This is a genomic window from Cyclobacterium xiamenense (genome assembly GCF_900109255.1).
Lineage (GTDB): Bacteria > Bacteroidota > Bacteroidia > Cytophagales > Cyclobacteriaceae > Cyclobacterium > Cyclobacterium xiamenense.
The window spans coordinates 383,356-409,332 of the sequence record NZ_FNZH01000003.1; the positions used below are offsets into that span (position 1 = coordinate 383,356).

At 50.7% G+C, this 25,977-nt stretch carries 18 protein-coding genes and 1 tRNA gene; 11 read left to right on the forward strand and 8 right to left on the reverse strand.

Annotated elements, in window-relative coordinates; all coding sequences use genetic code 11:
• Positions 1-77 precede the first annotated feature (77 nt).
• From BMW71_RS11180 to BMW71_RS11195, 4 genes are all read left to right on the forward strand, one after another.
• Entirely contained in the window at positions 78-1,577 is a 1,500-nt protein-coding gene (locus tag BMW71_RS11180) for a M28 family peptidase (RefSeq protein WP_092173700.1), read from the forward strand.
• 174 nt (positions 1,578-1,751) lie between these two features.
• Positions 1,752-2,339: a hypothetical protein gene (locus BMW71_RS11185; protein ID WP_092174825.1), complete on the forward strand. Its 588-nt coding sequence runs from the start codon at positions 1,752-1,754 to the stop codon at positions 2,337-2,339.
• A 439-nt stretch (positions 2,340-2,778) separates the two neighbouring features.
• Positions 2,779-5,241, forward strand: coding sequence for a carboxylesterase family protein (locus BMW71_RS11190; RefSeq protein WP_177179618.1), 2,463 nt, complete (start codon positions 2,779-2,781; stop codon positions 5,239-5,241).
• Positions 5,242-5,447: 206 nt separating this feature from the next.
• Entirely contained in the window at positions 5,448-5,687 is a 240-nt protein-coding gene (locus BMW71_RS11195; protein WP_092173705.1) for a hypothetical protein, read from the forward strand.
• A gap of 99 nt (positions 5,688-5,786) precedes the next feature.
• Here the strand turns inward: BMW71_RS11195 and BMW71_RS11200 are convergent, their stop codons facing one another.
• On the reverse strand, positions 5,787-7,931 hold the full coding sequence (locus BMW71_RS11200; RefSeq protein WP_143057606.1) for a ligand-binding sensor domain-containing protein: 2,145 nt from the start codon (positions 7,929-7,931) through the stop codon (positions 5,787-5,789).
• A 351-nt stretch (positions 7,932-8,282) separates the two neighbouring features.
• On the opposite strand from BMW71_RS11200, the gene BMW71_RS11205 reads away from it, so the two are divergent.
• Positions 8,283-9,821 (forward strand): hypothetical protein, encoded by a 1,539-nt coding sequence (locus BMW71_RS11205; RefSeq protein WP_092173710.1) that lies wholly within the window; start codon positions 8,283-8,285, stop codon positions 9,819-9,821.
• A gap of 40 nt (positions 9,822-9,861) precedes the next feature.
• On the opposite strand, the gene BMW71_RS11210 is transcribed toward BMW71_RS11205, so the two are convergent.
• Together BMW71_RS11210 and BMW71_RS11215 are read right to left on the reverse strand one after the other, a co-directional pair.
• Complete coding sequence (locus BMW71_RS11210) at positions 9,862-10,488, reverse strand: thioredoxin family protein (protein WP_092173713.1); 627 nt, start codon at positions 10,486-10,488, stop codon at positions 9,862-9,864.
• Between the two features lie 5 nt (positions 10,489-10,493).
• The gene (locus BMW71_RS11215; RefSeq protein ID WP_092173715.1) at positions 10,494-10,988 is read right to left on the reverse strand and encodes a TlpA family protein disulfide reductase; all 495 of its coding nucleotides are present in this window, start codon (positions 10,986-10,988) and stop codon (positions 10,494-10,496) included.
• A gap of 290 nt (positions 10,989-11,278) precedes the next feature.
• Between BMW71_RS11215 and BMW71_RS11225 the strand changes: the two genes are divergently transcribed.
• Positions 11,279-12,145: an alpha/beta hydrolase gene (locus tag BMW71_RS11225; RefSeq protein WP_092173721.1), complete on the forward strand. Its 867-nt coding sequence runs from the start codon at positions 11,279-11,281 to the stop codon at positions 12,143-12,145.
• Between the two features lie 2 nt (positions 12,146-12,147).
• On the opposite strand, the gene BMW71_RS11230 is transcribed toward BMW71_RS11225, so the two are convergent.
• From BMW71_RS11230 to BMW71_RS11240, 3 genes are all read right to left on the reverse strand, one after another.
• Positions 12,148-12,585: a nucleoside deaminase gene (locus BMW71_RS11230; RefSeq protein ID WP_092173724.1), complete on the reverse strand. Its 438-nt coding sequence runs from the start codon at positions 12,583-12,585 to the stop codon at positions 12,148-12,150.
• Positions 12,586-12,651: 66 nt separating this feature from the next.
• Entirely contained in the window at positions 12,652-13,290 is a 639-nt protein-coding gene (locus tag BMW71_RS11235) for a hypothetical protein (RefSeq protein WP_143057607.1), read from the reverse strand.
• 305 nt (positions 13,291-13,595) lie between these two features.
• On the reverse strand, positions 13,596-14,948 hold the full coding sequence (locus tag BMW71_RS11240; protein WP_092173729.1) for a DEAD/DEAH box helicase: 1,353 nt from the start codon (positions 14,946-14,948) through the stop codon (positions 13,596-13,598).
• A 69-nt stretch (positions 14,949-15,017) separates the two neighbouring features.
• Here BMW71_RS11240 and BMW71_RS11245 point away from each other — a divergent pair, with 69 nt between their 5' ends.
• The 5 genes from BMW71_RS11245 to BMW71_RS11270 all read left to right on the forward strand — a co-directional run bounded on the left by BMW71_RS11245 (position 15,018) and on the right by BMW71_RS11270 (position 21,486).
• The gene (locus BMW71_RS11245) at positions 15,018-16,361 is read left to right on the forward strand and encodes a dihydroorotase (protein WP_092173731.1); all 1,344 of its coding nucleotides are present in this window, start codon (positions 15,018-15,020) and stop codon (positions 16,359-16,361) included.
• 77 nt (positions 16,362-16,438) lie between these two features.
• Positions 16,439-16,514 (forward strand) — tRNA-His (locus BMW71_RS11250).
• A 550-nt stretch (positions 16,515-17,064) separates the two neighbouring features.
• On the forward strand, positions 17,065-18,981 hold the full coding sequence (locus BMW71_RS11260) for an amylo-alpha-1,6-glucosidase (RefSeq protein WP_092173736.1): 1,917 nt from the start codon (positions 17,065-17,067) through the stop codon (positions 18,979-18,981).
• A 12-nt stretch (positions 18,982-18,993) separates the two neighbouring features.
• Complete coding sequence (locus BMW71_RS11265; protein ID WP_092173738.1) at positions 18,994-20,274, forward strand: glycosyltransferase family 4 protein; 1,281 nt, start codon at positions 18,994-18,996, stop codon at positions 20,272-20,274.
• A gap of 3 nt (positions 20,275-20,277) precedes the next feature.
• A complete protein-coding gene (locus BMW71_RS11270; RefSeq protein WP_092173740.1) occupies positions 20,278-21,486 on the forward strand; it encodes a glycoside hydrolase family 57 protein in 1,209 nt (402 codons plus the stop codon).
• A gap of 99 nt (positions 21,487-21,585) precedes the next feature.
• Here BMW71_RS11270 and BMW71_RS11275 read toward each other — a convergent pair whose 3' ends face one another.
• Both BMW71_RS11275 and BMW71_RS11280 read right to left on the reverse strand, forming a co-directional pair.
• Positions 21,586-24,627 (reverse strand): AAA family ATPase, encoded by a 3,042-nt coding sequence (locus BMW71_RS11275; RefSeq protein ID WP_092173743.1) that lies wholly within the window; start codon positions 24,625-24,627, stop codon positions 21,586-21,588.
• Positions 24,624-25,850, reverse strand: coding sequence for a metallophosphoesterase family protein (locus BMW71_RS11280; protein WP_092173746.1), 1,227 nt, complete (start codon positions 25,848-25,850; stop codon positions 24,624-24,626). The genes BMW71_RS11275 and BMW71_RS11280 overlap by 4 nt, the downstream gene beginning before the upstream one ends.
• Positions 25,851-25,977 lie beyond the last annotated feature (127 nt).

Here is a 25,977-nt window from a genome sequence, read left to right on the forward strand (position 1 = left end):
AATTATCTTCTTACTAACCAGTTGAGACTGAATTAGGTTTACAAAACACCATCGTTTCAAATCATTAATCCGTTATCATGAAAAAGTTACCGCTGATTGCCGCAGCATTGTTGTTGGCAGTTTTTTCCTTTCCTGCAGTGGGTCAAGAAGACCTGTCTTTACGGTATGCCGCCACCATTCAAGCCGGGGATTTGGAAAAACACTTGACCTACCTGGCCTCCGACGAGTTGGAAGGCAGGGATACCGGAGAAAAGGGGCAAAAGCTGGCTGCAGCCTATCTGGTTGATTTTTATCAGAAGCAAGGATTGGCAGGACCGGTGTCCGGCAATTACCTGCAGGCATTTGAGCTTTCCAGCGTCCGCTGGGAGGACTTGGAATTACAGGTGGGCAAAAACGATCTGGTGCTGAATGAGGATTTTGTCTTTATTGGGGATGCTGATACCAAAAAGCGCATTCGTACCGACTTGGTCTTTCTGGGCTTGTCTTCGGACGAAAACCTGGCGAAAGTGGATGTGGAAGGCAAGTTGGTGGGCATGTGGGCCATCGGTGCACGTTCGGCAGATGTCGTCGGCAAGGTCATGGAGGCCGGAGCCGAAGGGGTGATTCTGGTAACCATGGAGGGACAGGCCAACTTCGACCGGGTAGCCAATCGGTACAAAAGCCTTTCCGGAAGGGGTAGGCTGGGTTTTGATCGGCCTACCGAACACAAACCCGTGTTTATGGTTAGTTCGGAGACGATGGGAAAGTTGTTTGAAACCCCTGTGGAGGAGCTCAAGGAAGCCGCAAAAAACAATCCGGAATCCATCCCTTCCCAAAAAGCACGCTACCGCGTACGCAAGGATAAGATGATGGTAGGTACCGAAAACGTATTGGCCTACCTGGAGGGAACCGATAAAAAAGAGGAAGTGCTGGTCATTTCTTCCCACTACGACCATGTGGGTGTCAACAGCCAGGGGGAAATCAACAATGGGGCGGATGACGACGGCTCGGGTACCGTATCTGTGATGGAAATCGCCGAAGCCTTTGCAACGGCCGCAAAAGATGGGTACCGCCCTCGTAGAAGCATTCTCTTTCTTAACGTTACTGGCGAGGAAAAAGGCCTGTTGGGCTCGGAATACTACGCCGAAAACCCCCTATTTCCCTTGGAAAATACGGTAAACAACCTGAACATCGACATGGTGGGTCGGATCGATTACGAGTACCAGGATGCCGAAAACCAGGATTACGTCTACGTGATCGGTTCCGAAATGCTGTCCTCCCAACTCAAGATCATCAATGAGTACAACAACATCACCTATACCAACCTCATCCTGGATTACCGCTACGATGCCGAGGACGATCCCAACCGGTTTTATTACCGCTCCGATCATTACAATTTCGCCAAGCACAACATTCCCGTGATCTTCTTTTTCAACGGCGTTCACGACGATTACCATCAGCCCAGCGATACGGTGGATAAAATTGAGTTTGACCTGATGGAAAAACGCGCCCGGCTGATTTTTCACACGGCGTGGGACCTCTCCAACCGGGAACACCGTACCCCTGTGGACGGGACGAATACCCGGCTGGACAGGTAGTCATTGGCAATAGGGAATTTTATAAAAAAACCGCCGGATCCGATTCGGCGGTTTTTTTTGCTTCAACCCGGGCCTGTTCCTGTTGGGTCTTTTTGACTTTTTCTTTACTTTTCTAAAAATAGCCCGTATATTAATAGACCTATAAACAACCAAAAAATGAACCTATCCACAATCATGAATCCATTTTGCTTGAGTTTTTTCGCCCTAATGCTGTTTCTCCAGGCCGAGGCCCAACAATTGCCCTCCAAAGCCATGCAAATAAAAACCGCCGTGATGGCTGCCCCCGAGGACCTGCGTGACGGGGCCATGGTCTATGGCTACGATACCCGGGGCAATTGGACCGTCTTGCGGGAAGGTAGCAACGACATGGTTTGCATCGCCGACGATCCCAACGCCGAGGGATTTAGTGTCGCCTGCTACCACAAGCAGCTGGAACCCTTTATGGAGCGCGGCAGGGAATTGAAGAAAGAGGGCAAAAATTTTAAGGAAATTTTTGACACCCGGGAGGCGGAAGCCAAAGCCGGCACCCTGCAGATGCCCAAAGATGGGGCCACGCTGTATTCCCTTTCGGCGGCTGCCGAGGATTACAACGGCATGAATGGCGAAGTAAAAAATACCTACCTGCGCTACGTGGTCTACATTCCCTGGGCGACGCAAGAAAGCACCGGACTGGCATTGAAGCCCGAAGCGCCCGGCATGCCCTGGATCATGGATCCCGGTACCCACCGCGCCCATATCATGATCAACCCACCGAAGGAGTAGTCTTTCAAAAATTTAGTGACATTTCATTTTGAATGGTAGGGTAGTTTCCATTTCTATCTGTCGAACGTATTACGTGGCGTCGATCAATTTTAGTTCTAAATTATATTTAAATACTGAGAATTATAAAATGTTATTTTGATTTTACAAGATGGATCATTGGCTAATGTTGCTTGGTGTTCAGTCTAAAATCTTGGTTAAAGAAACGTCGTGACAGGGTAGGGTCATGTAATACGCGAACGTATGTGTTGCCGAATGCATTTGTATACGCACCGATTAACGCCAGTACGGAGTAAATAGGAAAAGTAATTTGGTATTTATACTGAATTTGTTAAAAAATGGGTCCCTTTTTCAACCAAAAATTCTTTTCTTTGACCGGTAAATCAATGAGCAGCGAGGGGATTCCGCTGCCGACGCTTTTTCCACGTCAACCATCATGTACATGCACAACCGATTGCGCGGCTTCCTGCTGCTTTTGTTCCTGTTATCCGGACTACTGTCCATCAGCCAGGGACAAACCATTACACAGCCAATTGTATTTACCGAAGGATGGGTTACGGGCTTTGGGACGCCGGAAAAATACCCCCGCTATGCCCGAACCGAATTCCCCGTGGACCCGGTCATTTCCCGCCTCCTGTCCAGTAAGTCGATTCGGCCGGAGGGCAGCCAGGATTCCCCTTCGCTTGATTGGGAGCCGATCGAAGCAGACGCGGAAGGCTATTTCAAGCACAAGTACCTGGCTTCCGGAGGCTTGTACCTGGAATACGAGAGTCCTTCCGACCGGGTAGTCATCCTGGATGCATCGGGTCACGGAAAAGCCTATGTGAATGGCGTTCCCCGGGAGGGGGACCATTTTGGCTTTGGCATCACCAAGGTTCCGGTACAACTTACGAAAGGGCGGAACACGTTTTATTTGACCTCGGGCAGAAATCCGGAAATACGAGCAGCGCTGCGTGCGGTGGAGTCGCCGGTACAGCTAAGCGACGATCAGTTGACTTTGCCTGACCTGATACAGGAGGAGACTGGGTTCAAGTGGGCAGGCATCAAGGTGATCAATGCCACTGAAACTGCGGCGACCGACTACCGGATCCTGGCCCGGGTGGAAGGCGGGGAAGAAATGAGCACTGCGCTTCCGGTCATCGAAAAGCTTACCTCGCGGATCGTTCCCTTTCGGATTCCGGAATTGGAGGGTGTACTTCGCAGCGAGGTAGCGGTTCAGTTGCGTCTGCTTTCCGCCTCCGGGGAGGAGTTGGGTTCGCTGACCCTGCCGTTGAAAAACCGCACCGCCGGCGGCCTGCACAACCGGACGTTTATTAGCTCCATTGACGGCAGTGTACAGTATTACGCAGTACAGCCCGGGCAGGTTCCGGAAGGGCAGGCGCCGGCCTTGTTCTTTTCTACGCATGGTGCCGGGGTGGAGGCCAGTGGGCAGGCTGCGGTTTATACTTCCAAGGATTGGGGTCACCTGATCGCGCCGTCAAACCGGGGGCCGTTTGGCTTTGCCTGGGAGGACTGGGGGCGGCTGGATGCCCTCGAGGTGCTGGAAATCGGGAAGAAGCGCTTTCAGCCGGATCGACAGAAAATCTACCTGACCGGCCATTCCATGGGGGGGCATGCCAGCTGGTACCTGGGGGCCAGTTATCCGGACTATTGGGCCGCTATCGGGCCGGCTGCCGGCTACGCCGAGCTGCACGATTGGATCGAACATGTTCGGAAGGTGGAGACGCCCATTCAGCGCATGTTTGCACGGGCCGGAAACGCCCAGCGTACCCGGCTGTTGCATCGGAATTACCTGCATTTTGGGGTGTATATCAATCACGGAGATGCCGATGCGGTGGTGCCCGTGCGGCATGCCCGGGAGATGAGGCAGCTATTGGCGGGTTTTCACCCCGACTTTTCCTATTACGAATACCCGGGTGGCGGGCATTGGTACGGCAATCACTCAGCCGATTGGCCCCCCATGTTTGATTTTTTCAAAAGTCACCAACTGCCCCTGCCGGGCCAGGTACGTAAGTTGGAATTCCAAACAGCCAGTCCGGGAATTTCCTCTCGTTCCCATTGGGTAACCCTTTATCAACAAACCCATCCTTACCAAATCAGCGAAGTGGATTTGGCGCTGGGCGCGGATTCCTTGTCGCTGCAGGGTACAACCCAGAATGCAACCGTGTTGCACTTGGATCTGAGCAAGGCCGCGGTATTGTTTCCCCTGTTGATTGCCTTGGACGAAAGCCAGCTGAGGTTGGAAAGGGCAGTGAAGGAAATTACCTTGGTTCGTACCGATACAGGGGAATGGGAGGTGGGCACGCTGCCAAGCCGGGATGAAAAAGGGCCCCACCGATACGGCGGTTTTAAAGATGCTTTTCGTCACCGGATGATCTTTGTCTACGGTACCCAGGGTAGCCCGGAAGAAAACGCCTGGAATTTTTACAAAGCGCGCTTTGATGCCGAAACCTTTGGCTATCGTGGAAACGGAGCCATTGAACTGCTGCCGGACAGGCAATTCTCCCCCGAAGCGTACCCGGATAGGGGAGTGATCTTGTACGGCAATGCGGATACCAATAGCGTCTGGAAGCAGTTATTGGCCGAAAGCCCGGTACAGGTAAGGCGGGGAGAAATGAAATTGGGCGAACGGGTATGGACCGGCGAGGGTTGGGGGTGTTATTTTATTCAACCCCGTCCGGATAGTGACATCGCTTCGGTGGGGGTGGTTGCCGGAACCGGTCCAACCGGCTTTGCCGCCGTGCACGCCAACCACTATTTTTTGGCAGGAACCGCCTTTCCAGACCTGACCATCGTGGGCGCGGAGGTGTTTGAAACCGGATACGGGGCTGTGGTAGGAACCGGGTATTTTGGAAACGACTGGGGGGCGGAAACCGGAGATTTTGTGTGGAAAGAAAACCGGTGAAACCAGGGGACGGTGTTTTTCACAGAAGGCGTTGGCTTTTTCTATGGAGGAAACGCGGAAAAAATCCCGTACTGCCTGAAAGCGAGCCTTTTTCCTTGAAAACCTCCCTCGAAAAATTGACATTTTAGGTAATTTTTCAGAAATTAAGTTGTAAACGAATGAATTGCTAATTCGACGACTGGTTTCAACCTCTTAACACAAAAACTTTGGAAAAGAGTTGGTACGAACGAAACAAAGAAAAGGTATTAAAGCAACGACGTGAGCGGTACCTGAAAGACCTTGAATTTCGGGAAAAGGCGCGAGCTACTTACCGGGAGCGCTACCAAAACGATCCCGACTACCGGGCCAAGACCTTGCAGCGCGCGAAGGAACGGTATCACATCGACGAGGACTACAGACGCGCCACCAATGAACGCTCCAAAAAGCACCACAAAAATCGCGAGTAACTGCGCATTGCCGTACTGGCCCATTCCAGGAAGGGGCTGGAAGTTCAGGTTTTTGGTTGGTTTTTTTTGCGGACTAAAGTTCCTGTGTGCGCTTGGGTTTTACCAGTACCCGTGAAACCGACCCATCCAATAGGCCACCAGGTAATAGCTGCCGTTTTCTTCGCTTAATCCGGCCCCACCGCCATCCAGTTGCTTGGGATTGGTATTCCAACGGAAAACATTACTCTCCCCGGCAGGAAGCGCTACCAACGCTTGTTCGGCCCTACCACGACCCGGAAATTCATCCTTTTTCAAATCCCAACGGTGGCTATTGGTAAAGGACCAATTGATCTGGTCGAGGGGGAATTCTTCCAATGCCGCCTGGGCCAGATCCAAATCCAGATCCTCGCCCAGCAGGCTACTCGCAAGGAGGTTCCACACCGGCATGCGATCGCTGCGTACCGCCTCCCAGGAACGCCGCAGACTTTTCACGTAAAGCTTCCGGGACGGATCATCTTCCCCGGTGTACCGAAGCAGGTTGTAATAGGGGAAAAAATTCAGGATATCGTCCGAATGGCTGATTTCAAAGGGGTCAGTCATTTTTGCCGTCACCGCATTTTTGGCGTAACCCTCTTCTTCTACCAGGTATTGGTAGGCTTTCTCGAATTTTTCCTTGCCCGTAAAATGGTAGGCCGTTTTCAAATGCGAAAGGATCTGCAAGGAATTCAGGCCACGTTCGTACATCCAGTTAGTGGAGCGATTGAGCGAGTCGGGGTTCCAGATTCCCCAGCGGGTAGGTAGCCCGTCAGCATCGATAAGTTGAAACTCGTTGTCCAAAATGTGGCTGACGATTCGATCGATTAGATCCACAATCCGCTTTTGCTGCGAGGCGTTGGCCAGGTATTCGTGAAAGAGGCTTAGGGAAAAGAGATGCCCGACGATTTCGTCTGAGCTGGTATCGTCCAGCCATTGCCATTCCCCATCGGCCGAATCGTGCCAATTTTTGGGATGGGGAGAGCGGGAGGGAGCGACCAAGTCCGTTGCTCTGGCGTACGACCGTGCGGGATACCCGGAGATACCGGTAACGGTTTCCAGCCGTTCCAATGCTTCAAATGTGCGTACCGCGCGGACCCGGGCAGTTTCGTCCCGGGTGACGGCGTACCGGTAGCATTGCGCGATCAGGTAGCAGGAGGTCCAAAGCCCGTCGTTGTCCTGGTTTTCTAAAAAACTACTGCCCAGCTCGCCGGGTAGTGCGAGTTTGGAGCGGTTGATGAGCCCCAGCCGGTTGTGCCGTGCTTCTGCCACCCGCTCCAGCGAGTCGGCTTTCTCCTCCATAGACATGGGGATACGGGCCAATTCCACGATTCCTTCGGGTGTGGCCACCCAAACCCTATCGTTCCCCAGGGGCAACAGGTCCAGTACCCGGTCATTCGGAAGCCAGCGCTTGCCGGCGTAGTAGTGCCAGCTGCTGTCTTTTTTGATCAGTCCTTTTTCCGTGGCCATCCATATCGTTCCGTCTTTGATCGCCATGCGCGTAACCGGCCCGTAGGGCAAACCGTCCGATCCCCGTGCCATCCAATGATTTCCATCCGCAGCCAGGGCGCCTACGGCACTTGCGGAACTAAAATAGAGGGTTTTTCCCTGGTCCGCGGGCTCCAGTGTCAGGTAATTGCTCTCGTGGCCTGGAGCCATTACGTCTTGGTCAAAGTTGGTCCAGCGACCCTTCTGCCGCCGCCAAAGACCCCGGTCTGCAGCCAGCCACCAATTTCCCTCTGCGTCCACGGCCAGGGAATTTACGGCCATTTCCTCCGGAAACGGGACCCGGGTCCAGGCATCCTGCCAAACGTGCAGGCCACGGTTGGTGCCTACAAGGAGTGTTTGGGATGTCGCCCAGGCAAGGCTGCGGATCGACTCACCCGGCAGCAAGGCTGGATTGGGGATGCGTTTTCCATCTTCTGCCCATAGGGAGCGACCATTGGAGAGCCAGATTTGTCGGGAGGCGTCCATGGTTGCAACTTGTAGCCCGGTAATAAAAGGCGCTCCCGACCAGCTGTCCTGATAATATGTAAACAGGCCGTGGGAGGTAACGACCCGAATGGAATCTCCTTTTGCAAAAAGCCGGAGTACCTCCATTCCTGCGTTTGGAGGCAAGGCGATCGTTTTTCGAATCTGTTGCGAAATGGATGACATTACCTGACCTGCAGATGGGAACGATAACGCCAGGCAAAACAGGGCAATGATCCAACTCGTGGTGCGTGCTTTCATGGGTGTTTTTCAGTGGTATAAAGACAGGTGGCCAATTCGCCTCCAGGGATTTTTTTAACATGGAAATATAGAATATACTGGATTGGATAAGGGATAGGCTACTTCTGACCTGCCTTGGGATGAAAACGACTTCTCTCCGAAGGAGTTTCGTTTGCGAATCGAATTGTGAACAGTAAAAAAGAGGTTTTTTCACTAGCAAGCGAACCGGAAGTATCCGTATATTCGGGAGCCTTAGCTGACCGGGTTGCAAACCAGGCGGCCTGAGTCAGACTGGTCCAAGGAGCGCTTCCCAGTCTGGGATGACGATCGGTTTCAGCTAGGCGGCGACCTTTGAAGACAAACGATAGACCCATGAAGCACTGTTTTTTTCCGGCATTGATTTTCGTCATTACCTCCATTCAGGCGCAGCCCTCACCGGATGCCATCCAGTTTGTACGACAAGGCGTGAAGCGGTTTGTTTTCGATCCGGAGCAGCGCATTCCTCTGGCCTCCCTGGACCCCCAATCCATCATTGGATTGCCCGCCATGCATCCGGTTAGGCACCACCGGGACGAAAAAGCTGCTTTGCTCGTCGAAAATGAACAGCTGATTGTCCGTTCCGAAGGGGCTTCCCACACCGAAGTCTGGTTTGGCGGATTCAACCCGTTTGCCACCTATTCCCTGGACCTGGGAGACCTCAGGGGGAGTGGCGCGCTGGGATTTACGTTTGGTGCGGGATCAGATGGCATGCGTGTGGGGCTGGAATACAGCGAAGGCCTGTTCCAGGATTTACGGATGGAGGTATACCAAGATTCTGTACGGGTACTATCTGCGTCCATTCAAACTGCTTCCATAGACTCCCTGGCAGGGAAACGACTGATCTTACAACTTTTGGGCAGCGGATTGACGGTGTACCTTCAGGATGTGGGCTTGCCTTTGGCTATTGGGCAGGGAGAATTCAGCCAGTACCTGGACTTACGGCAGCGAGATAGAATCAATCGTTTTCAATCGCAGGTGTTTCTGGAGATTTCGCAGGGTGCCGTGCACATCGATCGGGTCGATGCCTACCTTGGAGCCGGCATGGGTCTGGCGGATATCCGGGCCATTACCTACGAAGATGGGAGCCCCTTGCTGGATCGGGGAAGGTTGTGGTACACCCTCACCATCCGTGGACGGGGATTGCCCCATCCCCTCCAGGGAGTATTTAGCCTGGACCCCACGGTTTTCGATATCCGATTGGAGGGAGTGATCGTTTTTGACCGCAACGATGGCCTGCTGCGAAACGAGGTAGCCTCCCATGTGTTTTACGACCGAAGGGAGGAAATCTGGAAAGGCCTTACCACGGGGTTTAGTGCTTATGCTAACGAGGACGAAGCGAAGCAACTGCTTACCATATCCAGCAAAAAGGATCCCCGGTTTGGCTTTTCGGTCATGAAGGCAAGGCCTTTCGGTATGGTGGGAGATATCGAAGATCCGCACCTGATTTTTGATGCAGCGGCGAACAAATGGCGCATGCTGACCTGCATCAATCAAAACGGATACAAGGCCATCCTGTTGGAGTCGGAGGAGTGGAATCGGGGATTTGTCCCCCTTGCCGGTCCGGTATCGGTAAACTCCACGGGTACCTCGCTTCAAAAAATTGGGGATCACCGCTACGCCTTCTTCGGGAGCAGCGAACGAAAAATTTTCATTTACAGCTACCCGGACCTTCGGGAACGGGGAACCTTGCAAATGGACCTCCCTCCCTGGGATGCGGAATCGGGTACCCGGGTATGGCCCAATGTGGTCGAATTACCCGAGGGGTATCCCTTTCGGTACCTCGCTTTGATGATGGATCGGTACAATTATCCGGGCATTCAGGGCCCGCAATGGACCTATGGGGCCATTTACCTGTACCATGGGTTTGACTGATGCTAAAGCGGGCAATGTACCGAAATGGGAGGGTTGCCAATTACCGGGAATTCCGGCTCCACTTGATGCTACAGCCGATCGCTTTGGTCGTTTCCCGTGGTACCCTCGCTCCACTTAGCAAGGCATCCAGGGCATCCGCGAGGTAAAATTCGCTGACGGAAGTGGCATCCTGGTAGTTGTTATCAATGGCGCCGATATACCGCACGATGTACCGATCGGATTCTTTTTCCAACAGGTATACCTGGGGAGTTCGGGTAGCGCCGTAGGCCCGGATTACCTCCTGGCTCTTGTCGTAGGCGTAAGCAAAGGGAAATTTCTTTTCTGCAGCCCTTGTTTTCATGGCCTCAAAACTATCCCCCGGACTGATCTTCTCGTCGTTCGAATTGATTGCGATCAGGGGGTATCCTTTGGAAGCATAGGTCTGATGCAATTCGATCATGCGGTCCTCGTAGGCCTGTACATAGGGGCAGGTATTGCAGGAGAAGATAACAATAGCGCCCCGGTTTCCTTCCAATCCTTCAAGCGAGACCTGCGAACCGCTGACGGTTTGCAGGTGAAAATCCATCGCTTCATCGCCTACCTCGTATCCATTATTTTGGGCCAGGGAAACGGTCGCCAGCAGCAACAATGCCTGGAATATACCGATAAATTTTTTGGTGTTTTTCATGGTGCTTATTGTTTGAGTTGGTCAATACGCTGAAGCAATTCGGTTTCTTCCATCGCCCCCTCGTGAAAGTGTCTGCTGCCGTCTGCCTGGATAAAAAGCGTGGCCGGAATGGCTCCGGTCCAGTCGGGGCTGACTTTGTCGATCCAGGAATTGAAATCCACATCATTTAACAGGTAGACGGGGGATTCGATGGCTTTTCGTTCGATAAAAGCCGTCACCCGTTCGGGTCGTCGGGCATCGTCTATGGAGATAAAGTAGAGCTCCAGCTCCTTGTCTGACTGATTGGCTTTTTCGAAATAGGGCATTTCCTTGATGCAGGGGGCGCACCAGGTTGCCCAAAAATTGAAAATACGCAACTTTTCCGACTCCTCGGCCGCCAGCTGCTCAAATTCTTGGAAGGAAATAACTTTAAACGCTGATTTCGGTAGGTCTTTGTTCGAAAATCCCGGCAAAAACACGAAAAGCAAGACGAAAAAAAATCCGGTAATACTGGTTTTCATTAGAGTGGGGGTTAAGGTACGCACACGGCTTTATACGAATTTGGTGGGGATTGGTTGGGCAACCAAGGCGGCATTAAACGGCCAATTTGATGCACGAATCGAGGTAGCAACTCCTAACTTATTGCGGGATGCGTCCGCGGGCAGGCCTGCGTCGGAACGAGTTACTCCAATTTTTGCGCTTTTTTTCGGCAAAAATCGATTTTTTTTTCATCGCTTTAGCGACGAATTTAGTAGCTTGTATTCGGAATTGTCCAAAACCAGTACTAACCTAAAATAAACCAAGTTTTGCCATGCGACTGTTACAGGCGTTTACCTTGCTTTTTTTTGTGTCTTTTTCCATTGTTCGGGCTCAGGAAAGCCGGGTCTTTGATGCCCTAACGATGGACAGCAAAATCCTGAATATGGAACGGAAGTTTGCCGTATACCTCCCTCCTGGTTATGATCATTCCCAGCGTTCGTACCCGGTACTGTATTTGCTCCACGGAGCAGGCGATGACCAAACCGGATGGGTACAATTCGGTGAGGTGCAGCACATTGCCGATCAGGCATTTGCCGAAGGCATCGCCACGCAGATGATTGTGGTCATGCCAGATGCCAATACCGGAAGGAGGGGCTATTTCAACGATGTGAACGGAGAATGGCGGTACGAAGACTTCTTTTTTGAGGAATTGATGCCCTACGTGGAATCGCAGTACCGAATCAAGAAAGAAAAACGGTACCGGGCCATTGCCGGTTTGTCCATGGGCGGAGGGGGCACCTTTTTCTATGCCATGCATCGGCTGGACCTATTTTCTTCGGCTTGTCCCCTGAGTGCAGCCTTGCGAAGTGCCAGCCTCGAGGAGTTTAAAAAGGGTTTGGAAAATAGCGGAACGGTGGTAAAGGACTCCGCGGTGTTGGAGGCATATTATGACCGGCATCAGGCGCTTCGGCAGATCGAGTTAAACGCTCCCGAAGCAATGAAATCGGTAAAATGGTATTTCGATTGCGGAGACGACGATTTTCTTTACGAGGGCAATAGCCTCGTGCACATTGCGCTGAAGAAAAAGGAAATACCCCATGAGTTCAGGATTCGGGACGGGGCCCACAACTGGACGTATTGGCGGGAATCACTTCCGGAAGTACTGCGGTTTGTTTCGGATACTTTTCGTCAGAAGTAACATCAGACGCCAATATCCTCCTGCCAGATACCGGGATTTCTCTGTATAAAGCGATGCATAAGCGCCTGACATACGGGGTCTTGTAACACGGTTTGGCTTACGTTGTACTGTTTGAGTAGTTCTTCGGAACCCCGGAAGGTCTCGTTCTCGCCGATGACTACGCGGGGAATGCCGTAGAGTAAAATCGCTCCCGAGCACATTGGACATGGGGAAAGCGTGGTATACAAGGTGCACTCTCGATACACCGCAGCCGGTTGCCTTCCAGCATTTTCGAGGGCATCCATTTCTCCATGCAGGATGCTACTTCCTTTTTGGACGCGTTGGTTATGGCCCCGGCCGATAATCCTGTTCCGGTACACCAGTACCGACCCGATCGGGATTCCGCCCTGTTCCAGGCTTTTTTTCGCTTCGACGATCGCTTCCTCCATCCATGAATCCATACCTACTTCCGTTGGTTTACCTCTCAACTTACGAAAAATTCCGGTAGAAATACCCACTTCGGGTCGCTAGGTTTTGGCATAGACCATTTTGCGGGATACTTTCTTCAAGAGTGCTTCGACCAGCCCGCTGTTCAAGCTCTCCTTCGACCCATAGATCCCGTTGTGGAATTGAAGCAGCAATTCCCCGTCTGCTGCATTGTAGATAAACAAATTGATAACGGCCAGATTGGCTTCGGGTGCGAGAATTCCTTCATTTTCTTCTCCATTCGCCCCAAGGGGTTGGTTGGTTTCGTAACTGCCGGTCACGATGGCATCTACCCCAAGTATGGCTGCCAGTTGAGATGGAGCTATGTCCTGGTAATTTTCCAGGCTTATTCCCGCAGCGGTCAATTTACTATTGGTAACCGCTGGATCCTGTACGTTTACAGCAAGTTTGCCCGTTTCTTTGTGGTTTTGAAACCAGGTAAAAAGCGCCTGTTGAATGCTTTGTCCCTCCAATCGTTCCAGCGAAGCAAGTTCATCGGCCGATAGCGACTCCATTTGATCCGGCCGCAAGGTCACCCGGGCCTGAAACGGCAGGGTAGCAATGGTCTCGTGATTTTCTACGATGGTTTCAACATCTGCATTTTTGAAAAAATGACTTTGTGCGCCGGCCTCAAAAGCGACCATACTGCACCAAAAAAAGATTCCAACTACGTTTTTCATGGTTTCAGTCAATAAGTAACGAATTTCAGGGGCCTTTTTCACTCCCGGATCTTCGAAAAGTGTCCCGGGATCGTCCGCTGCTAGCTGCTCCTACAAAAAATCATGCAGGTTACCTTCTGCAAATATCGCAGACAAAATCCAAATAATAACGGTTTATTTCAGATAAATCAGTAAAAAAATCTAAAAAATATTTATTTTGCAATTTTAAATTCTTAAAACGCATTTTCTTGCGTACCAGCGGGCAGAGTTTTTTTCGGAAAATTCCATCGGATTTGTTTCCCAAACAGTGCGACTCGGAGCAAGGCTTATTTTTTCCACTTGCCCTTGGTTTTCATCTGATTTCTGTTTCGCTTTGCCTTGCTGTTTTTGTTGCCACTTTTTTTTGGTTTTTCAATACGGGCTGGCTGGTAGGATTTTTTCTCGTGAAAGGCCCCTTTGAATTCCGGATCCTCCCCTTTTTTCTGTTTGTCGATTTCACGTTCGTAGCCTTGCTGCTCGTCAAAGGGGGTTTCGTGTGCAGGAATATCTTTAGGGATGCGTCGTTCTTGCACTTCCTTGCGGATAATGGCTTCAATTTTTTCGAAGTGATAGCTTTCGGCCGGGTTGATAAAGGTGACGGCGGTGCCCTCGTTTTCTGCCCTGCCCGTGCGGCCGATTCGGTGCACGTAATCCTCGTAGATAAGGGGCACGTCGAAATTCACCACATGGCTGACCATGCTGATGTCCAGTCCGCGTGCCGCCACATCGGTTGCCACCAAGATCTTTACCTGACCTTTTTTAAATTCGTCCATGCTGTTGATCCGGGTGTTTTGGCCTTTGTTGGCATGGATGACCCGAATGCTTCCTGACTGTCGGTGTTGCAGGTACCGAAATACTTCCTCGGCATTCTTTCTGGACTTGGTAAAGACGATGCCCCGGTCAAAGCCAGGCCCGCTCACTACTTTTTCCAGCAGGTCCAGTTTGGTTCGGACGTTGGGCACGTAATACTTGTATTGATCGATGGTATCCGCCGTACTGGCCTGCGGGGCCACTTCCACGCGTTCTGGAAATTCCAGAAATTCGTGGGATAGGTTTTCTATTTTGTCGCTGAAGGTAGCGGAAAAAAGCATGTTTTGGCGTTTTACCGGTATGATTTCCAGGATGGCACGGATTTGCGGCAGAAAGCCCATGTCGAGCATTTTGTCTGCCTCGTCCAGTATCATGGTTTTGATATCCCGAGTGTAGACCACACCCTTTTTATACAGATCGAGAAAGCGCCCCGGGGTGGCAATGAGGATGTCTACTCCCTGCTGTACTTTTTCGATCTGCGGTTTGGGTCCCAGTCCGCCGTACAGGCAGACGTAGCGCAGGTCGGTGTATTTGCCAAAACCCCTGACTGCCTCTTCGATTTGCATGACAAGTTCCCGGGTGGGGGCCAGGATCAGGGCACGGGGATGCTGCCCCTGGGCGTATTTTACTTTGAACAGGAGCGGAAGTACAAAAGCCGCGGTTTTCCCGGTGCCGGTTTGAGCAATGCCCAGGATGTCGTGTCCGGACAGCGCCAGGGGAATGGCTTTTTCCTGTATGGGGGTGGGTTTTTCGTAGCCAATTTCCTGCACTGCACGTAAAAGTTGCTTGTTTAGATTAAAATTTTCAAAAGATTGCAGTTGATCGACCATGATTTTATATTTTTATGAAACGATTAAAGGGGGTATTTCGATGTACCCTTTCCCTCAAAGAACGATGGTATGAAAAGAATTTTAATCCGAAATGCAAATATAGTGAATGAAGGTAAGATTATGCAGGGCGACCTCTATATTAAAGAGGGGTTGATCTTTGCGGTGGGGGGCGACCTCTCGGGATACGAGGCAGATACGGAGATCGATGGCAGCGGAAAGTACCTGCTACCAGGTCTTATCGACGATCAGGTTCACTTCCGTGAGCCCGGTTTGACTCACAAGGCAGAAATCTATACCGAAAGTAAGGCAGCCGTAGCTGGAGGAATTACCAGCTATATGGAAATGCCCAACACCGTGCCGCAGGCGACTACCTTGGAGTTGCTTGAAGAAAAATACGAGCTGGCTGCCAAAAAATCCCTTGCCAATTACTCCTTTTATCTGGGGGCTACCAACGATAACATCGAGACCATCAAAAAAGTAGACCCGCAGACGGTATGCGGGGTGAAGGTTTTTCAGGGTTCTTCTACGGGCAACATGCTGGTGGACAATCCGGATAGTTTGGAGCAGATTTTCAAGCACAGCCCCACCATCATCGCCACCCACAGCGAAAACGATCACATCATCAAAGAAAATCTGGAAAAATACAAAAAAGAATACGGAGAGGATATTCCAGTCCGTTTCCATCCAAAAATCCGATCCTGGCAGGCCTGCTACGATGCGTCGAAAACCGTGGTCGATATGGCCCGTATGTACGGCAGCAAGCTGCACGTGTTGCATATCAGTACAGGAGAGGAGGTCAAGCTATTTGATAAGGACCTGCCATTGGCGGAGAAGCGGATTACTGCCGAAGCCTGTGTGCATCACTTGTGGTTTTCAGAAGAGGATTACGAACGCAAAGGGAATCTAATCAAGTGGAATCCGGCCATTAAAACGGCAAAAGACCGGGAAGCGATTTTGAAGGGCCTGCTCGACGGGCATATCGACGTATTGGCGACCGATCACGCTCCCCATACGCTGGAGGAAAAGTCGAAGCGCTACCAATCGGCTCCTTCGGGTGGACCCTTGGTGCAGCATTGCCTGCCGGCACTTCTGGAAATGTACCACAAAGGCCTGATCAGTCTGGAACAAATCGTCCAAAAAAGCAGTCACAACGTGGCGATCTTGTTTGAAATCGAAAAGCGCGGCTACCTGCGTCCGGGCTACCACGCCGATATGGTGTTGGTGGACCTGCATGATCCCTGGGAAGTCAGCCGCGACAATGTACTATCCAAGTGCGGATGGTCTCCGTTTGAGGGGCAAACGTTTCGCTCCAAAATCACCCATACGATCGTTTCCGGACACCTTGCGTACGCTAACGGAACCTTCCACGAAGAGCGACAAGGCCAACGACTTAAATTTTCCAGAAATGTGTAGCAAATGTATTGTTTGACTAAAAAAAGCATATTACCTTTGCATTCCCATCCGATAAACGCATTGGAAAAGTGAAAAATGGTGATTGTAGCTCAGCTGGTTAGAGCGCTGGTTTGTGGCACCAGAGGTCGCCGGTTCGAACCCGGTCTTTCACCCCCTAGACCCTCCCAGATACCGGGAGGGTTGTTTTTTTTGGGAAGGCAACTTTTTACGGCGAGTGTTCGTTTGTTGCTTTTGTAGCCGCGTAAACCTAGGGTGTACGGAAATGTTGGTGGGTTAGTGAACGGGTTTCCGGTCCTAACCAGGGCCTGGTTTTATTCGGATTGGGGTGGTAGTGTGTGGCATGTAATTTGAGTATCAGGTATCGCAGGATTTAATTAATTTCCAGAAGTCATGTTTAAATTATTTCAACCTTCTAAAAAATTTCCTCAAATCAGGTATATCAATTTGAACCAGGTTCATTTGTATATGGCTAAATTTGAAGAGTCGATCAGGAATTTCGAAGAAATTCAGAAAGAAAGTGCTTGATCGACAGGGTAGTATACGACAAAGAATGGGGGACATCATGTCCCCTTTTTTTATGGCTGAATTGGTGGTCGGAAATTGTCGGTGTTTTTATAACGGTATTTGGAGTAGTTTTTTCGCCATTAATTTTTCTTTACGAAGTATTCAAGTATTTTTATAAAAACCACAAACTTTTGTTTAAATGAGCTACATACATTTCGATAAGACGCAACTCATTAACCTGAATTATTCTTTAGAAAAAGAAATCATCCGGTCCAATCGATCCGGATGCTATACGAGTACGACGATTATCGGCTGCAATACAAGGAAATACCACGGGCTCTTGGTGGCACCCCAGCCGCAGATCGATGGACAGCTACACGTATTGCTTTCCAATCTGCACGAAACCATCGCACAAAAGGATGCTTTGTTTAATCTAGGTATCAATAAGTATCCGGGAAACTATTACCCTCGCGGACACAAATACCTGGAGGATTTTGACTCCGAGCCCATACCGAAACTCCGATACAGGGTAGGGGGCGTAGTTCTGGAAAAAGAAATCATCCTGGATTCGACGGCGGACCGCGTCATGGTAAAATACACCCTGGTGGATGCGCTGATTCCCACCAAACTGCGGGTAAGCCCCTTTCTGGCATTTCGGGGGTACCATTCCCTGTCCAAGGCCAATACCTATGTCAATAAAAAGATTAAAAAAATAAAAAGTGGCGTACAGTTTCGCCTGTACGAGGCCTACGACCCTCTTTCCCTTCAAATCTCAAAGGATAACGTTTTTGTGCCGGTTCCCGATTGGTTTTACAACATCGAATATATCCGGGAGATTGAACGGGGATACGATTACCAGGAGGACCTGTACGTACCGGGCTATTTCGAATTTAGCATGGAAAAAGGGGAGTCAGTGATCTTGTCTGCCGGCCTGAAGGAAGCAGTTCCGGAAAAGCTCCAGGAGTCCTTCAAGGAGGAAATCAGCCGCCGCATTCCGCGGGATAACTTTGTTAATTGCCTCAAAAACTCGGCCGGGCAATTTATCAGCCGACGGAATGGAGAGACGCGGGTCATTGCCGGCTATCCCTGGTTTGGCTGGTGGGGAAGGGATACCTTCATTGCCTTACCGGGCCTGACGCTGACCATGGGGGATAAGCAGACATTTTTGGACGTGATGGACTCCATGTCCCGGGACTTGAAAGGTGCCTTGTTTCCAAACGTCGGTAGCGGAGTGATGACCAACATGAACAGCATTGATGCCCCTCTTTGGTATTTCTGGGCTTTGCAGCAATACGTGATTTTTACTGGCGATGCGGATACGGTCCGTGACCGTTACCTCGAAAAGCTCAAGGGAATCATCGACGGTTTTGTGAGAGGAACTGCTTTTAACATCCATGTGATGGAAAATGGCCTATTGTGTGGGGGGGAAGAGGGCATCGCGCTGACCTGGATGGACGCTGTCACCAAAGACGGGCCAGTCACTCAGCGCCTGGGCTGCCCCGTAGAAATCAACGCCCTGTGGTACAATGCCTTGCGTTTTTATCACGAACTCTGCGGAGATGAGGGAGCAAAAGCACTGGCGGATACACTGGAAGAATCGTTTGTAACCGAATTTTGGAACGAGAAGAAAGGGTACCTGGCTGACGTGGTGCAGGGAGAGAAAAAGGATTGGTCCATCCGGCCAAACATGGTATTTGCCACATCCCTTCCCTACAGCCCGCTTAGTAACGAACAAAAGGACCAGGTACTGGAGGTGGTCAAAAACAACTTGTTTACCAACCGGGGACTCCGGACACTGGCCCCCAGTGATCCCCGCTACAAAGGGTATTATCAGGGCGATCAGTACGAGCGAGACAATGCCTACCACCAAGGTACTGCCTGGCCTTGGTTGCTGGGCCACTTTGCCGAAGGATACTTAAAGCTGCATGGGAAACAAGGGAAAAAATTGGTGGAAAACATGATCAGTAGCTTTGATGGGGTGATGACCCAGTACGGAGTGGGAGCTATCGCCGAAATTTACGATGGAGATCCTCCCCACAGGCCGAAGGGGGCGATTTCTCAGGCATGGAGCGTCGGGGAATTGCTGCGGATGAAATATTTAGTCGACAATCTTTAAAAAGGTTTTTTTATGAAAGTTTTAATGTTTGGATGGGAATTTCCTCCCCATATTTCCGGAGGTTTAGGTACTGCCTGCTATGGGTTGGTAAAGGGAATGGCCCACCACAAACAAGACCTGATTTTCGTAGTTCCGAAGCTTTGGGGAGACGAGGACCCGCTTGCGGAGTTCGTTAACGCCAGCGATGTGGAAATCGATTACCGGGAACGACGTTTCAGGGATATCTGGAAAAACCTTACCTACCTGGAAGTCAGTTCTTTTTTAATTCCTTACCTGAGTCCCGAAGAGTACCACAACCATACCGAACGCTTGCTGAAGGACCAGGACGAACTGGAGTCTAGCGTGCTTTCCAATAAATTTTCCTTTAGCGGCAAATACGGCAAAGACCTGATCCTGGAGGTATCCCGCTATGCGCTGGTGGCCGCACAAATTGCGAAAAACAAAAAATTTGACCTCATCCATGCACACGACTGGCTTTCGTTTCCTGCAGGAATTGCCGCCAAAAAAATGAGCGGGAAGCCCCTAATCGCCCATGTACATGCCACCGAATTTGACCGATCCGGTCAGACGGTGAATCAGCGCGTGTACGATATTGAAAAAGCCGGCATGGAAGCTGCGGATAAAATCATCGCCGTCAGCCAACTTACCAAAAACACCATCGTATCAAAATACGGGATTCCCGAAGAAAAGGTGACGGTGGTGCACAATGCCGTCCTGGATACCAGCATCATCAAATCCAAGGAGGAGAAGAAAGTACCCGAAAAAATCGTCACATTCCTCGGACGTATCACCTTTCAAAAAGGCCCAGAATATTTTGTTGAAGCGGCACACAAAGTCATTCGAAAGGACGATAATGTACGTTTTGTCATGGCCGGTTCAGGGGACTTACTCAACCGCATGATTCAGCGGGTGGCCGAATTGCGGATCGGAACCAAGTTTCATTTCACCGGATTTCTCAAAGGTGACGATGTGGACAAAATGTTTGCGCTCAGCGATGTGTACGTCATGCCTTCGGTATCCGAGCCATTTGGTATTTCCCCATTGGAAGCCGTCCGCCACAATACCCCGGTGATCATTTCCAAACAATCCGGCGTGGCAGAAGTACTCCAAAATGCCGTTAAAGTCGATTTTTGGGACATCGATGCCATGGCAGACGCCATCTTTGCGCTGTTGCATTACAATGGGATTTCAAAAATGTTCCGGGAGCTAGGCAGAGAGGAACTGAAGCGGCTCAAATGGGAACATGTGGCCAAAAAGGTCATCGATATATACAAGGAAACCGTAAATCAATAGGATATGAGAACCATTTGTTTTTATTTTCAAGTACACCAACCTTTTCGATTAAAGCCCTACCGATTTTTTGAAATTGGGGACGATCACGATTATTGGGACGATTACGCCAATAGAAACATCATGAACAAGGTGGCCAAAAAGTGTTACCTGCCCATGAACCAGCTGCTGCTCGAACTCATTCGGAAGTTTGACGGGAAATTTAAGGTTTGTTTTTCCCTGTCGGGAACCATTCTCGACCAGATGGAAGCCTATGCCCCGGAGGTATTGCACAGCTTTCAGGAGTTGGTCGCTACCGGTCACGTAGAGCTGCTAAACGAGACGTACGCCCACTCCCTCTGCGCCCTGAAAAGTGAATCGGAATTCAAAGACATGGTCCAGCTGCATCAGGAGAAAATAAAGCAGCATTTCAATGGCTATACCCCCCGGGTGTTTCGGAACACCGAACTCATTTACTCCGACAGCATCGGAGAAATGGTCGCGGGAATGGGCTTCGATGGCATTCTTTCAGAGGGAGCCAAACATATCCTGGGTTGGAAAAGCCCGAATTTTGTCTACGTCAATGCCAACGAGCCCAAACTCAAGGTTCTGCTAAAAAACTTCCGGCTGAGCGATGACATTGCCTTTCGCTTTGGCGAGAAAAAATGGTCCGACTACCCGCTGACAACCGATAAATTCATGGGTTGGCTCAACCAGGTACCGGCCGAAGACGAAGTGATCAATTTGTTCATGGATTACGAAACGTTTGGGGAGCATCAGTGGAAGGAAACGGGGATTTTCGAGTTCATGCGTCACCTGCCGGATGCGGTTTTTAACCAAACCAATTTCACGTTCTCCACCCCCTCGGAGGTCATTGCGAACGCTTCCCCTGTCGGGAAAATTCACGTACCCATTCCCATTTCCTGGGCCGATGAAGAGCGTGACCTGACCGCATGGCTGGGCAATGACCTTCAGGACGAAGCCTTTGACAGGCTATTTGAACTCGAAGGGAAGGTAAAGAAATCCAACGACCCGGAAATCCACCGGGACTGGCGCTACCTGCAGACCAGCGATCATTTTTACTACATGTGTACCAAGTTTTTTTCGGATGGGGATATTCATGCTTATTTCAGCCCCTATGAAAGCCCTTACGAAGCCTTTATCAATTATATGAATGTGCTGAGCGACTTTATTTTGCGTCTCAAACAAGGAGAACGCGCCCCGGTCTCTGGCTAAAAATCTTCGGGACTTTTGTTCCCGTCAGACCGGCCACCCTCAGCCAGCGGTAGGAACTCCTATTACCTACCAATGAGGAGGATGGCCGGTTTTTTTACATCAACGAAAACTATACTGTACCTGACTTCCTTTTTCCGGATCCAATTCAATGGTGGCGTACACCGCAATTTCTTGTTGGAGTTCCTCCACGTGGCTGATGATGCCGACGATGCGGTTTTCGTGACGCAATGCTTTTAGCGTCTCAAAAACCACTCGCAGGGATTGCCGGTCCAGGGCGCCAAACCCCTCGTCCAGAAAGAAAAAGCTTTGGTCGGCCTGGTTGAGCGATTTGATTTTTTCAGCCAGTGCCAGCGCCAGACAGAGCGAGGCCTGAAAGGTTTGCCCACCAGAGAGGGTTTTCAACAAGCGTTTCTTTCCTCCATTGAGGTGGTCGGTCACCCAAAACGTGTTGGCATCGTCAATTTCCAGACTCAGGCTATTTTTGGTCAGTTTGGAAAAACGGAGGTTGGCGGTATTGCAAAGCTCCTGCAGGTAGATGCGACTCAGGTACTTGACAAATCCGGAGCCCTTGAACAGCTGCTCCAGTTCTTTGAGGTAGCTTAGGCGGGTCTGCAGTTTGTTGGCGGCCTGGCTGAGTTCGGACTTGAGGGATAGTTTTTCCCGAATTTCGGCCAGAGATCGCAACAACAGTGTCAGCTGGTTTTTTAAATCCTCCAATTCGCCTTTCGCTTCTCCATGCGCTACCGAAAGGGCATCGTAGGCTTGTTGCCGGAAGTCCACCACTCCTTTTACCTTCTCCAGTTCAGTAATTCGCGAGTTGACCACTGAGCAGTTTTGCTCGTATTCCCGAATCAGTCGATCTGTTTTTTCAGCATTTAGTTTGCTGGTAAAAAGTGCAGTTAATTCCGCATCGTCCGAAAACCCGTATTCCAGCACTAGTTTGGCATACTCCGCTTTCAGGCTTTCCAGCTTTTGCTGGCAGGTTTCTTTTTTTTGCACAAAATTTTGGAGGTTGGCCAGGTTTGTGGCAGCTTTATCGCGCGTATCTTTTAGTACTTTTTGCTTCCCATCCAGCAGGTGGGCGGTCTCTCGAATGTCTTGCTGTACTTTTGCGATCGTTTCCCGAATGGTACCAGAGGTGGTATTCAGATAGGCTTGACCAAACTCCCTGTCCGAAATTTCTTCTTCCTTTGCGGCTGCCGTGCTGCGAAGGCTGAGCAACTGCTGCTCCACTGCCCGGTACCGGTTCTGATCGTGTTGAATCTTTTTTCTGAGCTGATCCAATTGTTTTCGGAGTTCCCGGATAGTTTTCTGGCGGGCGGTTTGCTGCCGCAGCCGTTGTTCGAGTTCCTCGCATTTGGCATCCAGGGCTTCGGGTCCCTCGATCCCTTTGGTGGCGAGGATTTGCAGTAGTTGATTGAGTTGTAGCTGTACCTGCTCCCGTTCCTGTTCTGCATGTCGTATCAGTCCGGCCTGGTGTTCCTGTTTGGTTTGAAGGAGCAGGAGATCCCTCGTCAACACCCGTGTTTGCTCCAGTTCTTCCAGGGAGTGCTGCAGCGATTTCTGTAGCGTGGTTAGCGCATCTTTGCCCGCAGGGTTGCCTGCAAGTGGAAAGGGATGCTCTAGTGATCCACACAAAGGGCAGGCCTCTCCTTCCTTCAAGGCATGGGCGTGGGATTGTAGGGCTTTTTTCGCTATCAGTTCGTCCTTTTTCAGCTCCAGGGCTTTGATTGCCTCTTTTTGGACATCCATCCACTCATCCATATCGGTGTAAGCGGCTGGCCGTAGGGCCTGGGATTGGGCTATCTTGCTGGAAATCGCGCTTGCCTCTGCCTGTAGCCTTTCTAGCTGCTCCTGTAGGGATTTTTTCTGCGTCAGTAGTTTTCTCCATTCCCTACCCTCCTGCTGAAGTTCGGCTAGCTCCAGATGTCCATCGGCAGTTTCGACGTATTCGGCTTCCTGCTCCTGTTTTTCCAGGTCTTTTTCTCCGGATTGGAGGCTTTGCTGAGCGGTTTCCAGCTGGGGTTTCAGGGATTCCAGGTTTTCCTGGAGGGCACGAAGCTGTTGATTCAGGCCTTGAATTTCCAAAACTTTCTGCAAATCCCGTATTTTGGCCTCGCGCTGTGGACGTTGGTCTACTTTTCGTTTCAGTTCGGCTTCCTGTTTTTCCAGTGTTTCGATCTCTGTTTTGTAGGTTTCTTTGAATCGGGTGCAGTTAATGGTCCCGACAGTCGCCTCCTCCAGCGCAAGTTCTTCTTCGGTTATTTTTTCCCATACCGGGCGTAGGTAGGTATTCGCCTGCAGGAATTTTTTGAGTTCCTCTTTCTTTTTTTCAATTTCCGGAAGTTGTTGTTGCAGTACCTCCCAGGTTTTTTTGGACTGGATAAGTTCTTGATGCTTTTCCCGGAACCGTTCCATTTCTTGCAGGCTTCGGGAAGATATCTCGAAGGCTTTTTCTTTTTCGTTGACCAGGTGCGCTATTTTTTCTGCTTCCGCTTGTTCTTCCGCTAGCTTTTCTGGTGAAAGCGCTTCCAGGGCTTCCAGACGGGTTTCGAGTTTAATCATTTCCTCTTTGGCCTTTTTGAACAGGATGCCCGTCTTTCCGGAAAGATCAAATCGTTCCAGTCCAAACAGCTCCTTCATCATGGAGGCCCTGGGTCCGGGGGTCAGATCGATAAATTCCCGAAACTTGCCCTGGGGAATGATCACCGTTTGTTTGAAATGGTCCAATTTCATCCCCAGGATGGCCTCAGCTTTTTCCGGAATGGGAATCCATTCGTTCTGATCGTTGCGGTAAAAGTGGTGTTCTGGCGTGCGTATTTCGTCAAAATTTTTAGGGTTACGTTTGACACTGTACCGAGCGAGGAACCGTTTTTGGTTGTTTTTTCCCGCCCGAAACTCAAAACTGATCCGCAATGACTCGCTCTGAAGGTTGACCATGCTGTTTTTTTCACCCCTATCGGAAAGCCTTTCCGTGCTGCCATACAAGGCCAGAAGGATGGCTTCCAACAAGGAAGACTTCCCACTGCCCACGGCACCAAATATACCAAAGAGACCGGCTGCCGTCAGCGAGCTGAAGTCAATCGTCTGGGGTTCCTTGTAGGAATACAGTCCTTGAAGGGTGAGTTTTTCGGGAATCATGAGGGGTCGGCTTGGGAGATAACTTCGTTAAATATGCCCAGCAGTTCCTGGTTGGGCGGCTGTCCTTTTTCGCTCTGGTAATACATCCGGAAAAGGCTGGACATGTCCCGTTCCAAGTCCTGCACCTGCAGTTGCTGTTCGCCGGCGCGTTCCCTGGATTGAATCAATGGGATGAGGTTGATGATGCCGTCGTGGGCGTTCATCAGGCTACGCCGGGTTGCCGCATCTATCGAGTGGCTGGTTTCGTAGGTAAGCTCTACGAAGCAATCCGGATGGGTTTCCAGCCATTCCAGTGCAGCGGGTAGGTTATCGAAGGTTTTTCTTTCCAGCGTCCGGCCCTGATAAAGGGGCAGAGGTTCGTAGTGCACGGGTTTTCCGGGTGCTGCTTCGATCAGGACGACCTGTTTTTGCTGACCCGCTTCGCTAAAGGAGTAGGCCAGTGGGGAACTGGCGTAGACTGCTGGTACGGGCGCGGTGCTGCAGGCATGGTAGCGGTGCAGGTGCCCCAGGGCCGCGTACTGTATCTGGGCCGGTATGTGAGCGGTATACAGCGCCTGCGCACCGCCCACATGAAGGATGGGACGTTCACTCTCGGGTTCCGGCTCGGGTTTTTCGCCTTCTTTGAAGAAAAAGAAATGCCCTAGAAAAAGGTTAACGCCCTGCTCGTCACAATACCGATCGGCGATTTCTTGCCACCTTTCTGCCAGCACCTTTCGCAGTTCCGCTTCCCGGTCGGCTTCGCCCAGGTAGGTGCGGAGAAGCAATTCATTGGCGTAGGGTGCCAGGATGATACGAACGGGAAAATCAAAGCGGGGCAGCTTGAGGGAAACAAAGCCGGTGTCTGAAAAAAGGACTTCCGAGCCGTTTTCCAGTTTTCCCGTAGGAATCACCGTATCGTACCGGCTGTAAAAGAAGATTCCCAGTTCCCTGGCTAGCGGATCGGGGGCTTCGATAAACTGCGTGCTGTCGTGGTTGCCGGAAATGACGACGATGGGACGGTCTCCGTTTTTGGATAGCCTGCGAAGTGTTTTGTAAAGCAATTCTACAGCTTCGTGACTGGGGTTAAAGGTGTCAAAGACGTCTCCTGCGAGCAGCACCATGTCTACTTCGTGCCGGTCGGCCAGGTCGATGATTTCTTCCAGGACCAATTTCTGCTCCTCCAGACGCGATACGTCCTGCAGCCTTTTCCCCAAATGCCAATCTGCCGTGTGTAATAGTTTCATGAGCGAAATACCAAGTGCTAAAAGTTTAATTTACGGTTAAATTTACTTCAAACTCCGAGCAGGGCAAAGGCTATTCGTTAAAATTTACCCCAGTTGGAACAGGTTTATTTGGAAAAAATCCATTTAT

Bases quoted from the DNA above. Each gene is read 5' to 3' on its own strand.
- BMW71_RS11180 (WP_092173700.1), top strand. From the start codon at position 78: ATGAAAAAGTTACCGCTGATTGCCGCAGCATTGTTGTTGGCAGTTTTT.
- BMW71_RS11185 (WP_092174825.1), top strand. From the start codon at position 1,752: ATGAATCCATTTTGCTTGAGTTTTTTCGCCCTAATGCTGTTTCTCCAG.
- BMW71_RS11190 (WP_177179618.1), top strand. From the start codon at position 2,779: ATGCACAACCGATTGCGCGGCTTCCTGCTGCTTTTGTTCCTGTTATCC.
- BMW71_RS11200 (WP_143057606.1), bottom strand. From the start codon at position 7,931: ATGAAAGCACGCACCACGAGTTGGATCATTGCCCTGTTTTGCCTGGCG.
- BMW71_RS11205 (WP_092173710.1), top strand. From the start codon at position 8,283: ATGAAGCACTGTTTTTTTCCGGCATTGATTTTCGTCATTACCTCCATT.
- BMW71_RS11210 (WP_092173713.1), bottom strand. From the start codon at position 10,488: ATGAAAAACACCAAAAAATTTATCGGTATATTCCAGGCATTGTTGCTG.
- BMW71_RS11215 (WP_092173715.1), bottom strand. From the start codon at position 10,988: ATGAAAACCAGTATTACCGGATTTTTTTTCGTCTTGCTTTTCGTGTTT.
- BMW71_RS11225 (WP_092173721.1), top strand. From the start codon at position 11,279: ATGCGACTGTTACAGGCGTTTACCTTGCTTTTTTTTGTGTCTTTTTCC.
- BMW71_RS11230 (WP_092173724.1), bottom strand. From the start codon at position 12,585: ATGGATTCATGGATGGAGGAAGCGATCGTCGAAGCGAAAAAAAGCCTG.
- BMW71_RS11235 (WP_143057607.1), bottom strand. From the start codon at position 13,290: ATGAAAAACGTAGTTGGAATCTTTTTTTGGTGCAGTATGGTCGCTTTT.
- BMW71_RS11240 (WP_092173729.1), bottom strand. From the start codon at position 14,948: ATGGTCGATCAACTGCAATCTTTTGAAAATTTTAATCTAAACAAGCAA.
- BMW71_RS11245 (WP_092173731.1), top strand. From the start codon at position 15,018: ATGAAAAGAATTTTAATCCGAAATGCAAATATAGTGAATGAAGGTAAG.
- BMW71_RS11260 (WP_092173736.1), top strand. From the start codon at position 17,065: ATGAGCTACATACATTTCGATAAGACGCAACTCATTAACCTGAATTAT.
- BMW71_RS11265 (WP_092173738.1), top strand. From the start codon at position 18,994: ATGAAAGTTTTAATGTTTGGATGGGAATTTCCTCCCCATATTTCCGGA.
- BMW71_RS11270 (WP_092173740.1), top strand. From the start codon at position 20,278: ATGAGAACCATTTGTTTTTATTTTCAAGTACACCAACCTTTTCGATTA.
- BMW71_RS11275 (WP_092173743.1), bottom strand. From the start codon at position 24,627: ATGATTCCCGAAAAACTCACCCTTCAAGGACTGTATTCCTACAAGGAA.
- BMW71_RS11280 (WP_092173746.1), bottom strand. From the start codon at position 25,850: ATGAAACTATTACACACGGCAGATTGGCATTTGGGGAAAAGGCTGCAG.